The organism is Celerinatantimonas marina (assembly GCF_046054165.1).
Classification (GTDB): Bacteria; Pseudomonadota; Gammaproteobacteria; order Enterobacterales; family Celerinatantimonadaceae; genus Celerinatantimonas.
Genome location: NZ_JBFNXK010000013.1, coordinates 115797 through 134744 on the forward strand (window position 1 = coordinate 115797; position 18948 = coordinate 134744).

General features: G+C 41.5%; 21 protein-coding genes and 1 pseudogene. 4 read left to right on the forward strand and 18 right to left on the reverse strand.

Annotation, left to right across the window (positions count from 1 at the left end):
* Nucleotides 1–10 precede the first annotated feature (10 nt).
* Both ABUE20_RS14335 and ABUE20_RS14340 read right to left on the reverse strand, forming a co-directional pair.
* Nucleotides 11–1171: a MalY/PatB family protein gene (locus tag ABUE20_RS14335; protein WP_408620626.1), complete on the reverse strand. Its 1161-nt coding sequence runs from the start codon at nt 1169–1171 to the stop codon at nt 11–13.
* The gene (locus tag ABUE20_RS14340) at nt 1171–2046 is read right to left on the reverse strand and encodes a DUF3737 family protein (RefSeq protein WP_408620627.1); all 876 of its coding nucleotides are present in this window, start codon (nt 2044–2046) and stop codon (nt 1171–1173) included. The genes ABUE20_RS14335 and ABUE20_RS14340 overlap by 1 nt, the downstream gene beginning before the upstream one ends.
* A 178-nt stretch (nt 2047–2224) precedes the next feature.
* On the opposite strand from ABUE20_RS14340, the gene ABUE20_RS14345 reads away from it, so the two are divergent.
* Nucleotides 2225–3172, forward strand: a complete 948-nt coding sequence (locus tag ABUE20_RS14345) for an AraC family transcriptional regulator (protein WP_408620628.1) — start codon at nt 2225–2227, stop codon at nt 3170–3172.
* Between the two features lie 455 nt (nt 3173–3627).
* Entirely contained in the window at nt 3628–4785 is a 1158-nt protein-coding gene (locus ABUE20_RS14350) for an NAD(P)-dependent alcohol dehydrogenase (protein WP_408620629.1), read from the forward strand.
* A gap of 157 nt (nt 4786–4942) precedes the next feature.
* On the opposite strand, the gene ABUE20_RS14355 is transcribed toward ABUE20_RS14350, so the two are convergent.
* Nucleotides 4943–5695 carry an SDR family oxidoreductase gene (locus tag ABUE20_RS14355; RefSeq protein ID WP_408620630.1) on the reverse strand — a complete coding sequence of 251 codons (753 nt, stop codon included), beginning with the start codon at nt 5693–5695 and terminating at the stop codon, nt 4943–4945.
* Between the two features lie 142 nt (nt 5696–5837).
* On the opposite strand from ABUE20_RS14355, the gene ABUE20_RS14360 reads away from it, so the two are divergent.
* The gene (locus ABUE20_RS14360; RefSeq protein WP_408620651.1) at nt 5838–6161 is read left to right on the forward strand and encodes a winged helix-turn-helix transcriptional regulator; all 324 of its coding nucleotides are present in this window, start codon (nt 5838–5840) and stop codon (nt 6159–6161) included.
* Nucleotides 6162–6221: 60 nt separating this feature from the next.
* On the opposite strand, the gene ABUE20_RS14365 is transcribed toward ABUE20_RS14360, so the two are convergent.
* From ABUE20_RS14365 to ABUE20_RS14405, 9 genes are all read right to left on the reverse strand, one after another.
* Entirely contained in the window at nt 6222–7847 is a 1626-nt protein-coding gene (locus ABUE20_RS14365) for a methyl-accepting chemotaxis protein (RefSeq protein ID WP_408620631.1), read from the reverse strand.
* Between the two features lie 844 nt (nt 7848–8691).
* Nucleotides 8692–9087, reverse strand: a complete 396-nt coding sequence (locus ABUE20_RS14370; protein ID WP_408620632.1) for a hypothetical protein — start codon at nt 9085–9087, stop codon at nt 8692–8694.
* Nucleotides 9088–9207: 120 nt separating this feature from the next.
* Complete coding sequence (locus ABUE20_RS14375) at nt 9208–9366, reverse strand: hypothetical protein (RefSeq protein ID WP_408620633.1); 159 nt, start codon at nt 9364–9366, stop codon at nt 9208–9210.
* A gap of 305 nt (nt 9367–9671) precedes the next feature.
* The gene (locus ABUE20_RS14380) at nt 9672–10169 is read right to left on the reverse strand and encodes a PM0498 family protein (protein ID WP_408620634.1); all 498 of its coding nucleotides are present in this window, start codon (nt 10167–10169) and stop codon (nt 9672–9674) included.
* The gene (locus ABUE20_RS14385; RefSeq protein WP_408620635.1) at nt 10169–10528 is read right to left on the reverse strand and encodes a hypothetical protein; all 360 of its coding nucleotides are present in this window, start codon (nt 10526–10528) and stop codon (nt 10169–10171) included. Before ABUE20_RS14385 ends, ABUE20_RS14380 begins: the two co-directional genes overlap by 1 nt.
* A 145-nt stretch (nt 10529–10673) precedes the next feature.
* The gene (locus ABUE20_RS14390; protein WP_408620636.1) at nt 10674–10949 is read right to left on the reverse strand and encodes an RHS domain-containing protein; all 276 of its coding nucleotides are present in this window, start codon (nt 10947–10949) and stop codon (nt 10674–10676) included.
* 19 nt (nt 10950–10968) lie between these two features.
* Entirely contained in the window at nt 10969–11415 is a 447-nt protein-coding gene (locus ABUE20_RS14395) for an RHS repeat domain-containing protein (protein WP_408620637.1), read from the reverse strand.
* Between the two features lie 203 nt (nt 11416–11618).
* A complete protein-coding gene (locus ABUE20_RS14400) occupies nt 11619–11852 on the reverse strand; it encodes a hypothetical protein (RefSeq protein ID WP_408620638.1) in 234 nt (77 codons plus the stop codon).
* Nucleotides 11849–13009: a glycohydrolase toxin TNT-related protein gene (locus ABUE20_RS14405; RefSeq protein WP_498038924.1), complete on the reverse strand. Its 1161-nt coding sequence runs from the start codon at nt 13007–13009 to the stop codon at nt 11849–11851. Before ABUE20_RS14405 ends, ABUE20_RS14400 begins: the two co-directional genes overlap by 4 nt.
* Before the next feature lie 307 nt (nt 13010–13316).
* Here ABUE20_RS14405 and ABUE20_RS14410 point away from each other — a divergent pair.
* Nucleotides 13317–13587, forward strand: a pseudogene (locus ABUE20_RS14410) (transposase); the annotation flags it as partial.
* Between the two features lie 48 nt (nt 13588–13635).
* Here ABUE20_RS14410 and ABUE20_RS14415 read toward each other — a convergent pair.
* The 6 genes from ABUE20_RS14415 to ABUE20_RS14440 form a co-directional block, all read right to left on the reverse strand.
* A complete protein-coding gene (locus ABUE20_RS14415) occupies nt 13636–14025 on the reverse strand; it encodes a hypothetical protein (protein WP_408620640.1) in 390 nt (129 codons plus the stop codon).
* A 14-nt stretch (nt 14026–14039) separates the two neighbouring features.
* Nucleotides 14040–15278 (reverse strand): RHS repeat-associated core domain-containing protein, encoded by a 1239-nt coding sequence (locus tag ABUE20_RS14420; RefSeq protein ID WP_408620641.1) that lies wholly within the window; start codon nt 15276–15278, stop codon nt 14040–14042.
* A gap of 417 nt (nt 15279–15695) precedes the next feature.
* The gene (locus ABUE20_RS14425; RefSeq protein ID WP_408620642.1) at nt 15696–16091 is read right to left on the reverse strand and encodes a hypothetical protein; all 396 of its coding nucleotides are present in this window, start codon (nt 16089–16091) and stop codon (nt 15696–15698) included.
* On the reverse strand, nt 16088–17254 hold the full coding sequence (locus ABUE20_RS14430) for an RHS repeat-associated core domain-containing protein (protein ID WP_408620643.1): 1167 nt from the start codon (nt 17252–17254) through the stop codon (nt 16088–16090). The genes ABUE20_RS14425 and ABUE20_RS14430 overlap by 4 nt, the downstream gene beginning before the upstream one ends.
* A gap of 447 nt (nt 17255–17701) precedes the next feature.
* Entirely contained in the window at nt 17702–18268 is a 567-nt protein-coding gene (locus ABUE20_RS14435; protein ID WP_408620644.1) for a hypothetical protein, read from the reverse strand.
* Nucleotides 18265–18948 (reverse strand): RHS repeat-associated core domain-containing protein (locus ABUE20_RS14440; RefSeq protein ID WP_408620645.1); only part of this gene is annotated, 684 nt, incomplete at its 5' end. The genes ABUE20_RS14440 and ABUE20_RS14435, both read right to left, overlap by 4 nt.

An 18948-nucleotide genomic window follows, 5' to 3' on the forward strand; every position in this document is an offset into this window, starting at 1 on the left:
TATTTATAGATTAACCAAACACACTTTGAATTCGATTCAACCCGCTGAGTAATAGTTTTTTAGGGCAAGCGACATTTAAACGAATGAATCCTTCCCCTTCACGCCCATATAAAGTGCCGGGGTTCACGCATAAATGACCTTCCTCAGATAATTTCTGCGCCACTTCTTCAGAAGAAAGCTGCAATGCTCGGATATCGACCCAGACCAAATAGGTTGCTTCTTCTCGTGTAACTTTTAAATCGGGTAAGTTTTCAGCAAAAAATTGAGAGACTATTTGATAATTCTCATACAAATACGCTCTCAAGGCATCCAACCATGCCTCTCCCTGAGTATATGCAGCAATCAATGCATCTACACCAAACGGATTCACATCACACACTTCATGAATATTTAATGCTTTATCAATCCGTTCCCTAATAAGGCTATCTGCGGCAATAATATTTGCAATCTGCAATCCAGCCAGATTAAATGCTTTACTTGGTGAAAAACAACTAATTGAATTTTCTAAATAATCTTTACCAAGTGTCGCAAAAGGCGTGTGCTTCCCTGACGGATGTACTAAATCACAGTGGATCTCATCACTAATGACAATGACCCCGTATCGAGCACAGATATCCCCCAACTGCTTGAGCTCATCTTCCGTCCAGCTTCGCCCGACAGGATTATGCGGGTTACACAGCAGTAATGCTTTGACTTTGGGATCCGAGACTTTCTGCTCCAGATCGTGATAATCCATTTGATAATACTGGTCATGGCAAACCAGAGGATTCTCAACCAGCTGACATTCCATATTTCGAATAGACGAGAAGAAGCAATTGTATGCCGGCGTCTGCACCACCACTTTATCGCCCGGTTGAGTCACCGCTTTTAGAATTGCAGAAATCGCAGGAACCACACCGGACGTATATAAAACCCAGTCTCTCTCAATCTGTAAATGATGCCGTTTGGAAAGCCAGGATATCAAGGCAGCATAATAGTCATCCGGCACTTTGGTATAGCCAAAAATCCCATGCTGGACTCTTTGGGTTAACGCATCGATCACCGCCGGAGCGGTGCGAAAATCCATATCCGCAACCCACATAGGGATACTGACATCATCAGCCAGCGAATCCCATTTATAGGAACCCGTTCCTCGCCGTTTAATCACAGAATCAAAGTCAAAGTTACTCACTAGACGGTGGCCTTTGCTAAAACTTCAATCTGGCATTTGCCTGGATTGATACAATGTTCATCAATGATGATCTCTCCAATATTCTGTGCCCGAATATATCCACTTTTCGGATTTCTGACACTGATAATATCGCTTACAATATCCGCTTTGACATCCGAATATTCAAAACATAAATCCGTCTCTTCCATTCGGCAGTTTTCCAGAACTAAGTTAGTCGAATAATATAGAGGCTGTTCACCACGAATCGTACAATTAACCAACCGCAGATTTTTTGAATGCCAAGCTAAATATTCTCCTTCCAGCACACTGTCATACACGGTTACATTTTCAGTTCCCCAAAGAGCATCCTTGGATTTCAGATGTGAATTTCTTATCGTAATATTTTTTCCATCTTGGAACGAGTAATTACCCTGTAAGGTCATATTTTCAATATCGATGTCTTCACCATTCATGAATACATAATCGGCATTTTCTAATTCAACATCGCGTAAAGTCACATGATCACAATTCCATAATGTTTCTTCCGCATGAGTAAAGCGACTATTTTCTACAGTCAGATCAGACACTCGGCGGAACATTTTAGGTGCATCAACGAGGCAATCTTTCATATAGAGATTTTTTGAATACCAAATGGCCGCCCGAGCATAAGTCGTAAAGATCGAGTCACTCATAACAATATGATCGCCATGCCAAAACGGATATTTGCACATATACTCACATTGACGTGAAACTATATTTTTCGTATGTTTTAACGCCGATTCACCCGGATAAAATTTAACATTTTCGATAGTGGTATCAGTGATCCCAAATAACGGACGTTCCCCTTCAAAGAACCGGTCTTTAATCACTTTTAGTGGTTTTTCTAACTCTTGCATAATTCTCTCAAATAACTCAATTATCAAATATGCGTCACCGAATATGGGATAACGCTTTAGTATAGTTTCGCCGATGAACTATTCAAACATGTAGTCAATGCCTCCGTAATCATTGCCTAATCCTATTAATCGACAATCGGATGTTTGCTTAATACTACGAAGCATCGGAAAATAGTATATGCCTACAAGTCTGACAAAAGGGACTCATATGGAATCCAGTATTAACCTCATCGACCAATTAAGCGATGAAATAGCTCAAAAAATTGCATTAAGAACAGGAGACTCAGAGCACGTAAAGACAGAAATAGAAGGTCTGTCATTTTATAGGGAAGATGCTGTATCAGGATGTACTGTATGTGTCGTAGAACCAAGCATTGCAGTTGTGGTTCAAGGGGCTAAAAGTATGTCTTTAGGAAAAGAAACCTATAAATATGATCGAAACAACTTTCTGATCACTTCTTTGGATATTCCCGCCACAATGCAGGTATTGGAGGCCAATACGGTCGAGCCCTATCTAGGGCTAGCATTAAAACTTGATTTACGGGTGGTTAGTGAACTCATGCTTCAAATCAAACAACCGGCTCAACAATCTAAAGACTGTGGTGTAGGAATGATCTTGGGCCAAACCACCCCCGCCCTGATGGAATGCCTATACCGTTTAGTGTCGCTACTTGATGAGCCGGATTCGATACCCGTTTTAACACCTTTGATCACCCGTGAAATTTGCTGGCGGGTGCTCAATAGTGAGCAAGGTGCTCGTTTAAGGCAAATTGTATCCATAGGGAGTCAGGGACATCGCATCGCCAGAACTATCGAGTGGCTCAAACAGCATTACAACCAGAATTCTCGAGTAGAAGATTTGGCTGAAATTGCTCAAATGAGTCCCTCTACATTCCACCTTCATTTCCGACAACTCACCTCCATGAGCCCCCTTCAATATCAAAAATATCTAAGATTGACGGAGGCAAGACGGCTGATGTTAGGTGAAAATATGGATGCCTCCAAAGTGGCATATCAAGTCGGCTATGAGAGCCCTTCTCAATTTTCTCGTGAATATTCCCGACTATTTGGTGCTCCACCCAAAAAAGATATAGAACGAATCAAACAAGCTCAGCATATACAGTAAAAATAAGGTATCCCTATCCAACTAAATAGATAGGGATATCACCTAACTCATTAAAAATTAAACTATTAATAGTAAAGTTAATAACATTATCCTCATTATTTTATATATCCTAAAATAAAACTAAATAAGTTCAATAAACTATCATTCTAGCCATATTTCTAACTCCAACTCTAATATTAAATTTATAGAATTAGGCAAAAAAAACGCAAAAATAGGCTATAAATTTATCCGTTACCTAAGATAGAGTATTAAAAAAATATCTATTGAGTTAAATATTAATCACGTCCAGTACGGTGGATGTTTCTAACATGATTAGATTACTTTATCTTATAACGGTACTTTGAATTTCTAAGTAACGTAATATAACCTCATGTCAGTGTTGTTGTTACCATAAATAACATCCGAATAAGTACTTAAGACGGGAGAATCGAATAATCTGACGAAGGAGTCATCCAATGAGTGAAGATATAGATAAGACAAGAAGAAATATGATGAAAATCACCGGCGCTGTCGGTGTTGGTATGATGCTCTCAAGCCCAATGAATGTTTTTGCAAGTCAATCTGGTTCTAATCGTAATATCCAGTCCCGTGGATATGCCGCTTTTGATGATTCCGGTAAATTAGCCCCCTGGGATTTTGAACGTCGTCCCGTCGGAGATAATGATGTCCTGATCGATATCAAATACGCCAGTATCTGTCATTCTGATATTCATCAGGAAAAAGGCCATTGGGGAACCCAACAATATCCCCAAGTCCCGGGCCATGAAATTGTGGGGATTATCGCCGCAGTTGGTAAAAACGTAACTAAATTCAAAGTGGGTGATCGAGCTGGCGTTGGATGCATGGTCGGTAACCACAATCACCATCACCATAATGAAGAACAATACAATTCAGATACAATCTTCACCTATGGTTCCCCGGATGATCGCTCCCCAACAGGGATTTCTCAGGGAGGATATTCAACAAATATAGTCGTTGAAGACCAATTTGTTGTCCATATTCCAAATGAAATAAGTTTTCAAGAAGCAGCACCTCTGCTCTGTGCTGGGATCACCACTTATTCTCCCCTCATGAAAGCTCACATCAAACCCGGGATGAAAGTGGGTGTAGCAGGGATCGGGGGGCTAGGTCATATGGCTGTTAAATTGGCTGTATCCAAAGGTGCTGAAGTCTATGCCTTTACAACCTCCCCTTCCAAAGTAAAAGATATTCTGGCTTTTGGTGCTAAAGAAGCAATTGTTATCGATGATATTTCTAAACTGAATGCGTATCGTGGCCAGATGGATTATATGATCTCGACCATCCCATATTCGTTCGATGTGGGCGCTTATGCCGCGGTCGTCAAACCCTATGGAACCTTTACCCAAGTGGGAATGCCAGAACGCTATGAAGTCACCGTCAATGCACTAAATCTGGCGTCGTCACGTGTCAACTTTAACTCCTCATTAATTGGTAGCATCAAAGAAACACAAGAAGTCGTCAATTATTGTGTACACCATCATGTACTACCAACCATTGAAATGATTAATGCAGACCAAGTCAACGACGCCTGGAACAATGTCATAGATAAAAAAGCACGCTATCGCTATGTCATTGACTCTTCAACTATTTAGTACACAGCATCGATTCACTGCATTCTATGAAAAGGCGATAATTATCGCCTTTTTACATGATGTTCCCTCATTTGGCTGAACTCATAACGCACCACAGGCTATGCCTTGTTCAAATCGGTTTATTAAACAAAATTCAACCATGAGAGCTCAATAGTTTTTAAAGGCTTCCAAAACCACCATCGATCAATAGCTCCGTCCCCATCATAAAAGCAGATTCATCAGAAGCCATAAACACCGCAGCCTTGGCCAGTTCCAATGTAGTTCCCATTCGATTCATGGGGATCATTTGCTGAACTTCATTTTCAAGAGCATGTTGCTGCTCTGGAGATAATCCAAACTTATTGAAGGCATCGGTGCGAGTGGGGCCAGGGCTCAAGGTATTAATCCGGATCCCGCGTTCTTTTAGCTCTCCCGATAAAGTCCGAGCCAGCGATGTTAACCCTGCTTTACTTGCCACATAGACACTACTTTGAGCAAGCCCAACATGAGTCGCTGCACTACCGCATAGAATGATAGAAGCCCTTTCAGCTAATAAAGGAAGCAGCGACTGAATCAAGAAAAAAGGTCCTTTTAAATTAGTTTGGATCACCCGATCAAAACTCTCTTCATCCCAGCTTTGAAAAGGTTGATGAGTGACATCGCCAGCATTAACAAACACAATATCGAGCCTTGGAAATTGCTCCCTAAGTTGATTGGCTAGTTCTCGCTGTTGACCTAAATCCCCGGCATCATTTCTTAAAATCAAGGCATGATCCGTCAATTGTGAACGTGCGTTCACTAGGCCTGATTCACGACGGCCAGTGACAGCTACAGTTGCACCTTCCAATTCAAATTGTTTCGCTGTTTCAAGTCCAATTCCGGCTGTTCCCCCGGTGATCAGTGCATATTTATTACTTAATCGTTGAGTCATATTAACGTTGGTCACTTGTAGTATAGGGATGGAATTGGCATTATGACCTGAACAGTATATTTTATATAGTAGGTACCAATTGGATACTAATGAAAAAAAAGCCCTCACTACAATCGAGGTTGCTCCCTCCCAACATTGCCCGATGGTCGATTTTGTAAACATCATTTCCGGGAAATGGGTCATCCCCATTTTGTACCGATTGATCATTACCAATGACGCAATTCGCTTTGGTGCATTACAAAGAGCAATCGGCACGATTACCCAAAAAGAGCTCACCAAACAGTTACGCTCACTGGAAACATTAGGTTTGGTAACCCGAACAATTTATCCGGAAATACCACCACGAGTCGAATATCAGATTACGGAACTGGGTAAATCGTTAAAACCAATGTTAGATTTACTCGCCGAATGGATGCGAGAGCATCGCGAAGAACTATTGACGGCTCATGCAACACAAACCGTCTAAGTTAACTTAAATTCTGTCAATGATATACCGTCTAAACACAAGGCCCTTATGGGCCTATAGTCACGATACTATAAAGCTCGCAGTCGCTTCTTTGGTCCGTGTTGCAGCACCAGAAAGATCATCAGTCAATTGGCTCAGTTGTAACGATGTTTGCCCATTCCGAGCAGTGACCTCAACAATATGCGTCACCCGCGAGGTAATTTCATGAGCTTCTTCAGCTTGTTGCTGTGCTAATTTCCATAGATTATCAAGACTATTCAATGAATTAGCTGAGTCAGCTTCCAATTGATGAAGGGGTTCAACGACATTCTGAAGTTGAACCACGCCCTGCTGCATCTGCTTCTGCCCTTGGATCATATCATCGACAACCTGAACCGAAAGCGCTGCAATTGAAGTAATAATGTGATCAATAGATTCGGTCACCGTTGCAGTATTAGTCGCCAGATTACGCACCTCATCAGCCACTACAGCAAAACCTCGGCCACTTTCTCCAGCGCGAGCGGCCTCGATTGAAGCATTCAAAGCCAGTAAGTTGGTTTGATCGGCAATATTACGAATATTAACAACAAAGTTAGTGACAGTCGCAGTATCTTCTTTGAGTTGCATCACCGAATGAGACCCTTGCTCCATATGGGTAGCTACTACACTAATATTAGCCACGGCCTCCGTAATAATTTCCTTACCATGCTGCGCCAATGTATGGGCGGCTTCAGCCTGACTTCGTGAAATATTCACATGCTCTGCCATAATATTGACACCATTCGATAATTCATTAACAGACGACTGAATATCACTGGCCATCACTTCCTGCTTTTGCGAACCTTGCTGAACATCTGAAACATTGCCACGGATCGCCGTAACCGACTCGACTACCGTTTTCGCACTCAGATCAATCTTTTCAATAACATCAGCCAAGCTGCGACGCATATGCAACACACTCGTGACCAACCTACCGATTTCCCCTTTTTGTTGAATGGTAACGGTTTGCGATAGATCGCCATTTGCAACACGATCAAGTAACTGAATCACCTGATTAAGAGGATGAACAATACTGCGAATAATCCACAATGACATGATGATCCCAATCAACAAGGCCAATATTCCTTCCCCCATCATAGTGATAATAGCTAGCTCGGATTCAGATAAAACCAGTTGTTGCCGAGTTTTCATCAATCCCCGCTGTCGGTCCGACAATGTCTTAGTTTGACTTAAAAAGGTTTGTAACTGCGTTCGGGTGTTACCGGACATCAGCTGTTTTGCCTGATCCAACTGCCCGAACTCCAATGCTTCAACCGTAGCCTGTAAAGCATCCTGATAGATACCTCGTTGTTTTTTCAAAGCAACCACAGCTTGTTGATCCACTGATGTAGTGACCAGCTGAGCCATTTGCTCCAGGCTTTGATCCATACTCTTGTTAAGTGCATCCAATTCTTTATAAATGGTCACCCGAGCATCTCGTTTATCGAGCACAAACAACAATAATAATCGGCTAGCCAAACTCTCTGCATTAACATTTAACTGGCCCGTCAACTCGACTAAAGCCGCATTTTCATCCACGATAGTTCGGATACTACTAGAGAGAAACTGAAACCGCGTGACAGCAACCAGCAAGACCGCTATCAGTAACACCAGCAGTACAAGGTAACTGGCTCGGAGTCGGCCTCGAATTGTTGAAAATCCCAACATTGAATATCCTCTTTCAAATATATCTTCCATAACATGACAAATAGCTGCGCAACAGGCCCTAGGGGCTGTTGATCATCAGACGCAACCAAGTGACGATTTATTACACCAACTGTATAAAAATTTACCTAAAAGAGAATCAAATGAACAATTAATAATCAGGATGAAAACAATGCATCATATGAAAACATATATATGTTTAATAAAAACAATACGATATGTTTTATAAAAATTTATTTAAATCATCGGCAGGCGAATTTGCTCATGAGGTTCACCCTTCAGACCAATGTCAGGGTTAGCCAGCCGTAGATTCACACAGAGCGAATCAGTTAAATGTCGCAAACGATGACCTTTAGCTATTACTGGCTTCGTAAGGTGGATGGCCTGCTATTATTCGCCTTTTTGATAGTCTCACCATTTTTGCTTAGTTCAATAAAATCTCTGCCCAAATGGCTGTCATCAAGACTGGTTAATTGGCCAAAATAAGCATGGAGTTAAATCAATTAAAGCCAACCAACTTTTATAGCTCTCGCATGATTACTTCTCTCATACGGTGGATGGCCTACTATATTTTGTTATAGCCTATGATAGCTGGGGTGTCTGGCTGAAAAACATCGGAGGAATGCTTCGTCGGATATTACAGCTAAATGTTGCACTTTAAAGTTGATATCAGGAAGGATTATAAGTTTGAAGTTTTAATTTGAAGGACATTAAAATGAGGTAGAGCCTTAACCAGTATTAATATTTTTAAAAATAGCAAGTGTTTAAAACAAAACATCCCTACCACAGCCAACAATCTGACTAACTCAAATAATTACTGAATTAGTCAAATTGTTATCATTCAAAACTACCAGTTACAGGTATCGTCACGTTTAGTATCCAACGTTAATTTTGTTTTCGTGAACCACTCTTTAGTAAAATCATCAGCTGGAAGCAATTCTTTGCGATCAGCAGAAACATTGAAAGAAAATTTACCATTAGACTGAAGAACAACAATATCATGCCCGTCTTGTTTCGAAATCTGATACTCACGATGCCCCATTCCTGCATACGCTTTTCCTGCATCGCAAAACACAACTTCGTCCATAGAGCTATTCTCATCCTGATTCACATATACACCCGTTAACCACTCGCTCGAGCTCGCCGCTTTCGATGAATCTTTACTTTCACCAGAATCACACGCCGACAATCCCACAGATAAACCGACTAACAACGCTACGTTAAGTATTTTATTATTAAACATTCCTATTATTCCCTAATTTATTAAAAGTTCACGAGAATAATACCAAAAAACATATCATGTTATTATCATAAATATCTATAAGATGTCATAAATAAGTAAAAACCCGACTAAATTGAGTAATCAATAGACTGAAACTATATTTTTCTCAATTGTGGTGATGACTCGGCCATAATCGTCGTAGTGATAAATAAAACGGACAGGTTTCACTACCAGCCCGGCATTATCGTACTTTCGTTTCCCTTCATTCAGGGCAGTCTGACTGATGGGGATGATATCCACCAATCTACCATCCTACCAGTTGGGTGCAATAACCGGTGCTGTCGTAACTGAACCTATACAGAAAACAAAAATGGCGGATACTTTCATAACTAAAACATCTGCCATTTAAAGGAAATGATATAAGATAAAATTTAATGCTAATTATAAGGTTAACCAATAAAAAGCAAGACCTGCCCCTGTCAACTGACCCTGTCAATTTTCTGCTTGAACCTTAATTGTTAGCCACATAAGGTAGATTCCCTACAATTAATTATTATAAATTGAAACGGCACCGTTGCGGCCCTAATAAAGAAAGCATCTAGTTATTATGTTAACATTTTGTATGCTATCGCTTGATTATATTTCTCAATATCGTCAACTAACCAAGGAGATTCCTCCTGCCAAATTTGATGAAATCTAATTGTTACAAATTCAGAATCACATGATAGTATCAGATAAAATTTTCTACTTGGGTACTCACTTCTAAATAATAGCTCCCATTGTTCAAGTGTATATATGGCTAATGTTAATACTTCTTTGAATTTAGCTTTAGGTATTAAATCATTAATTCTAATCTCATTACTAGTTGCCTCATATCCAGTCCTGTCACCATGCATCTTCATTAATCTAGGAAAATTAATTCGAGCAATATCAATTTCATTATTATTATCAATAATAATACATTCATTTATATTTTTTATATTAGGTTTAAATAAATCTAATAAGTTATATAAAGGTACGTTAACATTATCAATTTCTTTATTCTTAGCAAGGGTAGCTATGAGTTTATCCATTTTTTTATTTTTAATCATTTTTTTAATCATTACTTATCCTCGCCCAAGAAAGATAGCCCTTTCTTTATACCTCTCTGAAAATCAGGTTTTTTAAGCATCTTTTGAACTTTTTTAGGTGCTAATTCACCTGTTTTTTGATTGAAAAATTCCTTATTCTCCGCATCATAATACCATTTAGTATTATCTGCTTCATGATAATGAATATTCCCCGGTCTAATGCCCGGTGCTGCATTCTCAACATCAATTCGCTCAGTTTTACCATTTTGCCATACCGTATGGCTATCTATAGCGGTACCATTTTGACCAAAAATATGATCATTTTTATTCCGTTTACCACACCCCTCAGGCGTTAGCCCCAGCGGATCCGCCCAATCCACGGGATTATGCACATACGCCTGAGGTCGTAGCCCTCCGACCATTCCAATCGGGTCTGGGCTTAGATACTGCCCTGTATACGCATCGTAGTAGCGATGAGAATTAAGGGAAAGCCCAGTTTACTCGCCTCATCCTTGAGGCTCGCCCTTCGGGCCAACGCTAGCGTTGTTCAAATTGGTTCCCGACCAATTTGTCTCGCTCAAAAATCTGCCCAAGATAACGTAGGTCACACTCAATCGGGTCATGAAGGCTATCGTTCGCTGCATATTTGGGGTCAAGGTTAATGGGCTGCTGATGGGCATTGCCCCAGACTTCCTGATAACCCCGCCACACAATCTGGCCCTGCTCATTCACCAGTTCTCGGGCACTGCCGGTGATATCGGTAACAATATAATGTAAGCGGCTCTGGTCGTTCCGCTGCGTGATTTGTGCCACCGGCCGGAAGCTACCCGGTTCATAGGCCTATTCCGTTTGCTGTTGAACTTCGCCGTTCACCACCTGCTGACTTTGAATGAGCAGGTCGCCATCCCACTGATAGCGTTGCGCCTGTTCTTGGCCGGAAACAGTAGGTTTTACTGATGCGACGACTAAACGGGTCATATTGATAGCGCCAACGTTCACCATTGGGCAAATCAACTTGCATTAATTGGTCATCGGCATTCCACTGATAGCGGGTCTGCTGCGGGCGAAAGCCTTTTTTGGTCTCTGTTTTCTCAATCAGTCGGCCGCACTCGTCGTACTGGTATTGATTATTCCGCAGTTTTAGAACCCGTCCGGCTCGGTCATACTCGGTTTTATGGACCTTCAATCGTTCGTCAGCAAGACTGATAATGTTGTCGGTGGTATGCGCTTTGGCATTCAGGTTCAGTTCGCTATCATAACCAAACAGGGTGCGTTGCAACTGCTGGTTATCGTTGCGGTCTTGTCGACGAACTTCACTGATTTGGCCGTTCGGGGTCAGTGTAAATTGCTGGTCTCCCCAGTAATTATCGTTAATGCCGGTTAATTAGCCGAAGTAAACATGAACTTAAATCAATTAAAACCAACCAACGTTCATGGAACCCGTATGACTATTGGTCTCATAAGGTGGATGGTCTGTTATTATTACAGTACAGTAGGATCATTACTTAAAAGTGTATAAAAATATACACAAGCATCGTTTTCATTTCCAAATACTTTTTCTCCAGTTCTTTGTCCTCGTTCGCTATAAAAGCAAAACCATCGAATTCCCGAACGCTCTAAGCAATATTGCTCATCACCTATTTCATCACAAATACTGTAAGTTCTATCCTTTACACCAAGCTCAGTAAGCTTTGCCTTTAATTGGGACACATTCATTTAATCACCCTTTCCAAATATCCATTTTTAACTAAATTACTAATTGAATCAGCTAGCTTATGTTGTATACCGAGTCCCATCTGATTAAAAGCTGGTGCGATCGTAGCCGTTTGTGCGTCTATAGGCTTGAGCACTCGATAAGTATGTAAATCCGCCTCGTTAGTCGTCGGTGGTAATGCTCGCATTTTAAAAGGCGTCCCCGCAGGAGAAACATACGAACCACCTTCATGCCCATATCTATCAATTAGAGTGCCAGGCTGGAGCTTCTCATTCGTAACAGGACCTAAAGCACCATCTTTAGGTGGCCAATAGGTTTGAAGCTCCTGTCCTTTGGGAACCTTCCCACACCCTTCTTCCGTCAGCCCCAACGGATCTCCCCAATCCATCGGATTATGCACATACGCCTGTGGCCGTAGTCCACCGGCCATTCCAATTGGGTCTGGACTCAAATATTGCCCGCTATCTGCATCATAATAGCGATTTAAATTGTAATAAAGCCCTGACTCACAGTCCTCTAGCTGACCTTGATAGCGCAAGTCACATTGCACTGGGTCATTAGCAGCTTCGTCGAACTGTCTTTCAACATTCAGTTTTAGTTGTTGCTGTCGATGTCGTTGCCATAAGCCCTGCTCACCCCGCCAGACAATATCACCATCTTCACTACAAAGCTCTCGGGGAGTTCCCGCTTGGTCAGTAACCACATAATGAAGCTGCTCGCTCTCGTGTACATGGTTGGTATTGACCTGTGCGACCGGACGAAAAGACCCCGGTTCGTAGATATACTCGGTCGTTTGTAATGCATCACCATTCGCCGCTTTTAAGATTTGCTGGACAATCTGCGCCCCATCATAACGATATTGAATTTCTTTTTTCGATTGTGCGCCTTGCTCGCATTCTTTCGAGAGTCGTCGACCAAAGGCATCATAGCGATAGCGCCAGCGTTCCCCATTGGGGAGTTCAATTCGAGTCAGCCGGTCTTGTTCATCCCAGTTAAAACGGGTGATTTGAGGACGAAAACCATCTTTTTGTTCAGTTTTGCTGACCGCCCGTCCACAGGCATCATATTGATAGGTAAAACGTCCAACTTTAACAACGCGTCCGGCATTGTCGTATTGGCGTTTTTCTTTTTGCAAGGCCGCTTCTTGAATGGGAACCACGTTATTGAGTGACTGAGTGGCTTGCGCGGTTTCATTTAAGTTCAGTTCGCTATCATAACCAAATAGCCGAATCTGCTGTTGGTGACTGCCTTTTGGGACTGGGGCACCTGTTTAATAACCTGACCGTTTTGACTTAGTTCAAAGCAATCTCTGCCCAAGTGGCTGTCATCAATACCGGTTAATTGGCCAAAGTAAGCATCTATTTATACATCAATTAAAACCAGCTAGCTTTCATAGATGCTTCATGATTACTGACTTTATAAGGTGGATGGCCTGGCTATTTTACCCATAAATCAGCCGTGCCTAGAGAACCCATTGGAAAAACCTTAATACGCTATTTAGCTACCCAGAAGGCAATCTACACAACCAATGCAATAGAGTCTTTAAAGAGTGTAATCAAAAAAGCCGTAAAAAAACGGAAACTGTTCCCAAAAAAACAATCGGCAAGGAAGGTTATTTTTTTAGCAATTCAGGATGCGTCTAAGAAGTGAACGATGCCCATCAGCTACTGGCGACAAGCCCTGAAGCGTTTTATAATTATATTCAGAGACAGACTCATTGATTGTATATACCCCTGACAATTACACAGAATTATTTACAGTTTCCATGGAGACTATTTACATTTATTATAGAAAAGCAACCTCTGCACTTCCTATTTTTTTTACTTCAAGCCCAAAGAATTTGACCCCTATACCATGTTCAATATCATCTTCCCACCTAAACATGAACCCAAATTCATGTCTAATATCAGGAAAAATATAAACTTTAATTAACTTAATATTTATATTCTTACTATCGTGCATAGCTTTTACATAATTACATATCTCCTTTTTAGATAATTCAAAAAACTTTAATTTGTTATCAATAATAAAATTGATATCTTCTATCATCTTGTCATCATAAGATGATGACTCTAAATACACAATTGGAGTCTTGTCACTATTAAAAACATCCAAGTTAATATCTACTGAAATTCCTTCATCATCTTCATAAAATTCAAACTGATTACTATTCATTTAAAAATTCCCCATTAGCCACAACTCTTAGACGGTTTCGGGCCATTTATTTCACTGGCAATACCTTTAGCTTCTTTAGATTCATATTCAACACCATGATATTTTTCAAACTGGCTAACAGAGCCAGCATGAGGAAATGTCGCTTCATGAGATTCAGTTTTTACTAATTGCATTGTTGACTCATTCGTTGCAGGATCATAATCATTAAGGTGATGCCAAGTATATCCATCCGGGTGAGATTTACCGGTTGCGTTTCCTGAAGGTCCTTTATAACCTGCAAGTTTGTTTGCGGCCTTAAAATCCCCATATCGCCCACCTGTCATTTTAATTTTTACGGTATTAATTCCATTTTGATAAAGTGCATCTGTACCAGTGAAATCGACGCCAATGTATTTGGATAGCCCCAATGGATCCGCCCAATCCACGGGATTATGCACATACGCCTGGGGCCGTAGTCCACCTGCCATTCCAATCGGGTCTGAGCTTAGGTACTGCCCTGTATATGCATCGTAGTAGCGATGGCGGTTGTAGTAAAGCCCTGTCTCTTTATCAAAAATTTGCCCCGGATAACGCAGGTCACACTCAATCAGGTCATGAATGCTGTCGTTCGCCGCATATTTGGGGTCAAGGTTAATGGGCTGCTGATGGGCATCGCCCCAGACTTCCTGATAACCCCGCCACACAATCTGGCCCTGTTCATTCACCAGTTCTCGGGCACTGCCGGTGATATCGGTGACGATATAATGTAAGCGGCTCTGTTCATTCTGCTGCGTGATTTGCGCCACCGGCCGGAAGCTACCCGGTTCATAGGCATATTCCGTTTGCCGTTGAACTTCGCCGTTCACCACCTGCTGGCTTTGAATGAGCAGGTCACCATCCCATTGATAGCGTTGCGCCTGCTCTTGGCCGGAAACAGTACAGGTTTTACTGATGCGACGACTAAACGGGTCATATTGATACCGCCAGCGTTCACCATTGGGCAAATCAACTTGCACTAACTGGTCATCGGCATTCCACTGATAGCGGGTCTGTTGCGGGCGAAACCCTTTTTGGGCCGCTGTTTTTTCAATCAGTCGGCCGCACTCATCGTACTGGTATTGATTATTCCGCAGTTTCAGCACGCGTCCGGCTCGGTCATACTCGGTTTTATGGACCTTCAATCGTTCGTCAGCGAGGCTGATGATGTTGTCCGTAGTCTGCGCTTTGGCATTCAGGTTCAGTTCGCTATCATAACCAAACAGGGTGCGTTGCAACTGCTGGTTATCGTTGCGGTCTTGTCGACGAACTTCACTGATTTGGCCGTTCGGGGTCAGTGTAAATTGCTGGTCTCCCCAGTAATTATCGTTAATGCCGGTTAATTAGCCGAAGTAAACATGAACTTAAATCAATTAAAACCAACCAACGTTCATGGAACCCGTATGACTATTGGTCTCATAAGGTGGATGGTCTGCTATTATTACATTATTTTTGATAGACTCCCCATTTTTGCTTAGTTCAACACAATATCTACCCAAATGGCCGTCATCAGTGCTAGTTATAAGCATGGAGTTAAATCAATTAAAGCCAGCCAACTTTCATGGATGCCGTATGATGACTGGCCTAATAAAGTAGATGGCCTGCTATCACTATTAGTTTCATTCAGCTGATAAGGATTTAGCTCTCTTTCTACATTAAATTTTTTTCACATAAATTCCATGAGCATTCTTCATATATAGGCAATATTCATCCCCAGCGAATTCTAATACGCCTCTATCCCACCAGTTTTCACCTTCAATATGATTTTCTTTTTGTAATATACATTTAAACAACGCATCATTTTTTTGAACTTCAAGGATCAGATCATGTAATGAATTAGATGCAGAAATTCTCTTATCATTTAATATATGCTCTATAAGTGTTCTTACTTTTAATTCATTCCTGTATTCTGAGTAATCCCAATCGTAGCCATCTTCACACTCTCCTACAAAAAATTTCCATTTATCAACTAACGATATTAATGATTCATTAGGAAAACCGAATTCAGTTAATATATCTGAACAAATTTTTGATGTGTTTACTTCGTTCACAATTGTTCCTCAAAATATTTTAGCCTTGCAGCAGCATCTCCATCGGGCCTAAAGAATGTATTAATTTTTCCATTTCTCATAACACCAAAATAGCCCGAAGATGGTTCAAATCGTAAAATAGATCCGTCAGCCCTGGTTCCTTGTACAATTCCAGAGCGTGCATTAGGAGCCCAAAAAGATCTTGCAGCCCCCAAATAATCATCTAAAGACTCAAATTCCGGCATATCAGCACCTCCGACCTTAACTTTCATCTTCCCTTTTTTACCAAGAACAACACCTTTTGTATGTTTCGCATAATGCTCAAAAGCTTTTTGGGGATTTGAAAATTCAGGTAATGGTTGTAAAGCAGTTATTCCTGAATCAATAGCATCTTTACACCCTTCTTCCGACAGTCCCAACGGGTCCACCCATTCCATCGGGTTATGCACATAGGCCTGTGGCCGTAGCCCGCCAGCCATTCCAATTGGGTCTGGACTCAAATATTGCCCGCTATCTGCATCATAATAGCGATTTAAATTGTAATAAAGCCCTGACTCACAGTCCTCAAGCTGACCTTGATAGCGCAAGTCACATTGCACTGGGTCATTAGCAGCTTCGTCGAACTGTCTTTCAACATTCAGTTTTAGTTGTTGCTGTCGATGTCGTTGCCATAAGCCCTGCTCACCCCGCCAGACAATATCACCATCTTCACTACAAAGTTCTCGAGGGGTTCCCGCTTGGTCAGTAATCACATAATGAAGCTGCTCGCTCTCGTGTACATGGTTGGTATTGACCTGTGCGACCGGACGAAAAGACCCCGGTTCGTAGATATACTCGGTCGTCTGTAATGCATCGCCATTCGCGGCTTTTAAGATTTGCTGGACAACCTGCGCCCCATCATAACGATACTCAATTTCTCTTTTCGATTGTGCGCCTTGCTCGCATTCTTTCGAGAGTCGTCGACCAAAGGCATCATAGCGATAGCGCCAGCGTTCTCCATTGGGGAGCTCAATTCGAGTCAGCCGGTCCTGTTCATCCCAGTTAAAACGGGTGATTTGAGGACGAAAGCCATCTTTTTGTTCAGTCTTGCTGACCGCCCGTCCACAGGCATCATATTGATAGGTAAAACGCCCAACTTTGACAACACGCCCGGCATTGTCGTATTGGCGTTTTTCTTTTTGCAAGGCCGCTTCTTGAATGGGGACCACGTTATCGAGTGACTAAGCGGCTTGAGCGGTCTCGTTTAAGTTCAGTTCGCTATCGTAACCAAATAGGGTACGCTGCAACTGCTGGTTATCATTGCGATCCTGTCGGCGAACTTCACTGATTTGGCCATTCGGGTTAAACGTCTATTACTGGTCGCCCCTGTAAGGATCGTTAATGCCGGTTAATTAGCCGAAGTAAACATGAACTTAAATCAATTAAAACCAACCAACGTTCATGGATCCCGTATGATTACTGGTCTCATAAGGTGGATGGCCTGCTATTATTAATAGCTATCGGTTATGGCTGTTAATCGAACCGTTGACCCTAATGCATAACCAAAGTGATACTTTCCTCGCTTTTATTTTATGATGCCAGTTTTTATAACCCTATATAGTGGCTGGCTTTTATCTAATATAGATCTGTTATTACACAGAGGTGGGAACTTCAACAGAAAAGTCAAATCCTAGCAATCCAGCATCTTCAACCCGTTGCTTAAACTTATCCGTCACAAAAACGCGACTAACATCTTCTTCAATAGAGAAGAGATATTCATCTGTGATATTTTTAGCAATCAATACCGGCTTTTCTATCATTAATCCATTGGGATATTCCCGATATATTGATAGTTTTTTATCAAAGCAACCTTCAAGCGAGTTCGTAGGATAATAACCAAAGAATTTTTTCTTTTTACTTTCCGTAATCACAGAAAGTATCTCACCACGAGGCTTTAAAATATCACCTAACTTATCTAATGCCTGCTCGCTAATGACAAAAAATGGATTCAATGCACCACTAAAATCAAACTGATAGTTTTTTTTACCTAAATCATTTTTGCGTAACATTAAGGAAACAGGCTGATAGTCATTACAAAATCCTTGCCATTTCTGCATCATGGAACGACCTATAATACTATCTTCTCCTTCACAATAGTCTTGGATAAAAGAGCAATAATTAGTAACATCAGATTGCATAAAATATATTTTATTTTTCATAATATATCGTACCAACTAGCATCACGTTCAGCTTTTGAAAGAATATCTCTAATACTTCCCAATTCATCTATAACACCTTGTTTTCCACCAATAACATCTGCGCTCCCAATTCTCCTATTTATAGCATCAATATATTTATCTGGATGCTTGCCATTATGTAAAATTCCTGACAGATTACCAGTATTATTCCTATTCGGTAAAAACACTCCGTTATCCGCACCATTTACATCGATTCCATGTTTTTTCAGAACATCTCGTGCAGGTTGAGCTCCTTTTGACGTTTCAGGGACAATATGGTGCGCAGCCGAATCTTGTGGTCTCGGAGTCCCATTTTTTACCATCGAGGCCGATAATTGACAGCTTGTCAGCCCCAACGGATCCACCCAGTCCACTGGGTTATGCACATACGCCTGTGGCCGTAGCCCGCCAGCCATTCCAATCGGGTCTGGGCTTAGGTACTGCCCTGTATATGCATCGTAGTAGCGATGGCGGTTGTAGTAAAGCCCTGTCTCTTTATCAAAAATTTGCCCCGGATATCGCAGGTCGCATTCAATCGGGTCATGAATACTGTCGTTCGCTGCATATTTGGGGTCAAGGTTAATAGGCTGCTGATGGTCATTGCCCCATACTTCCTGATAACCCCGCCACACAATGTGGCCCTGTTCATTCACCAGTTCCCG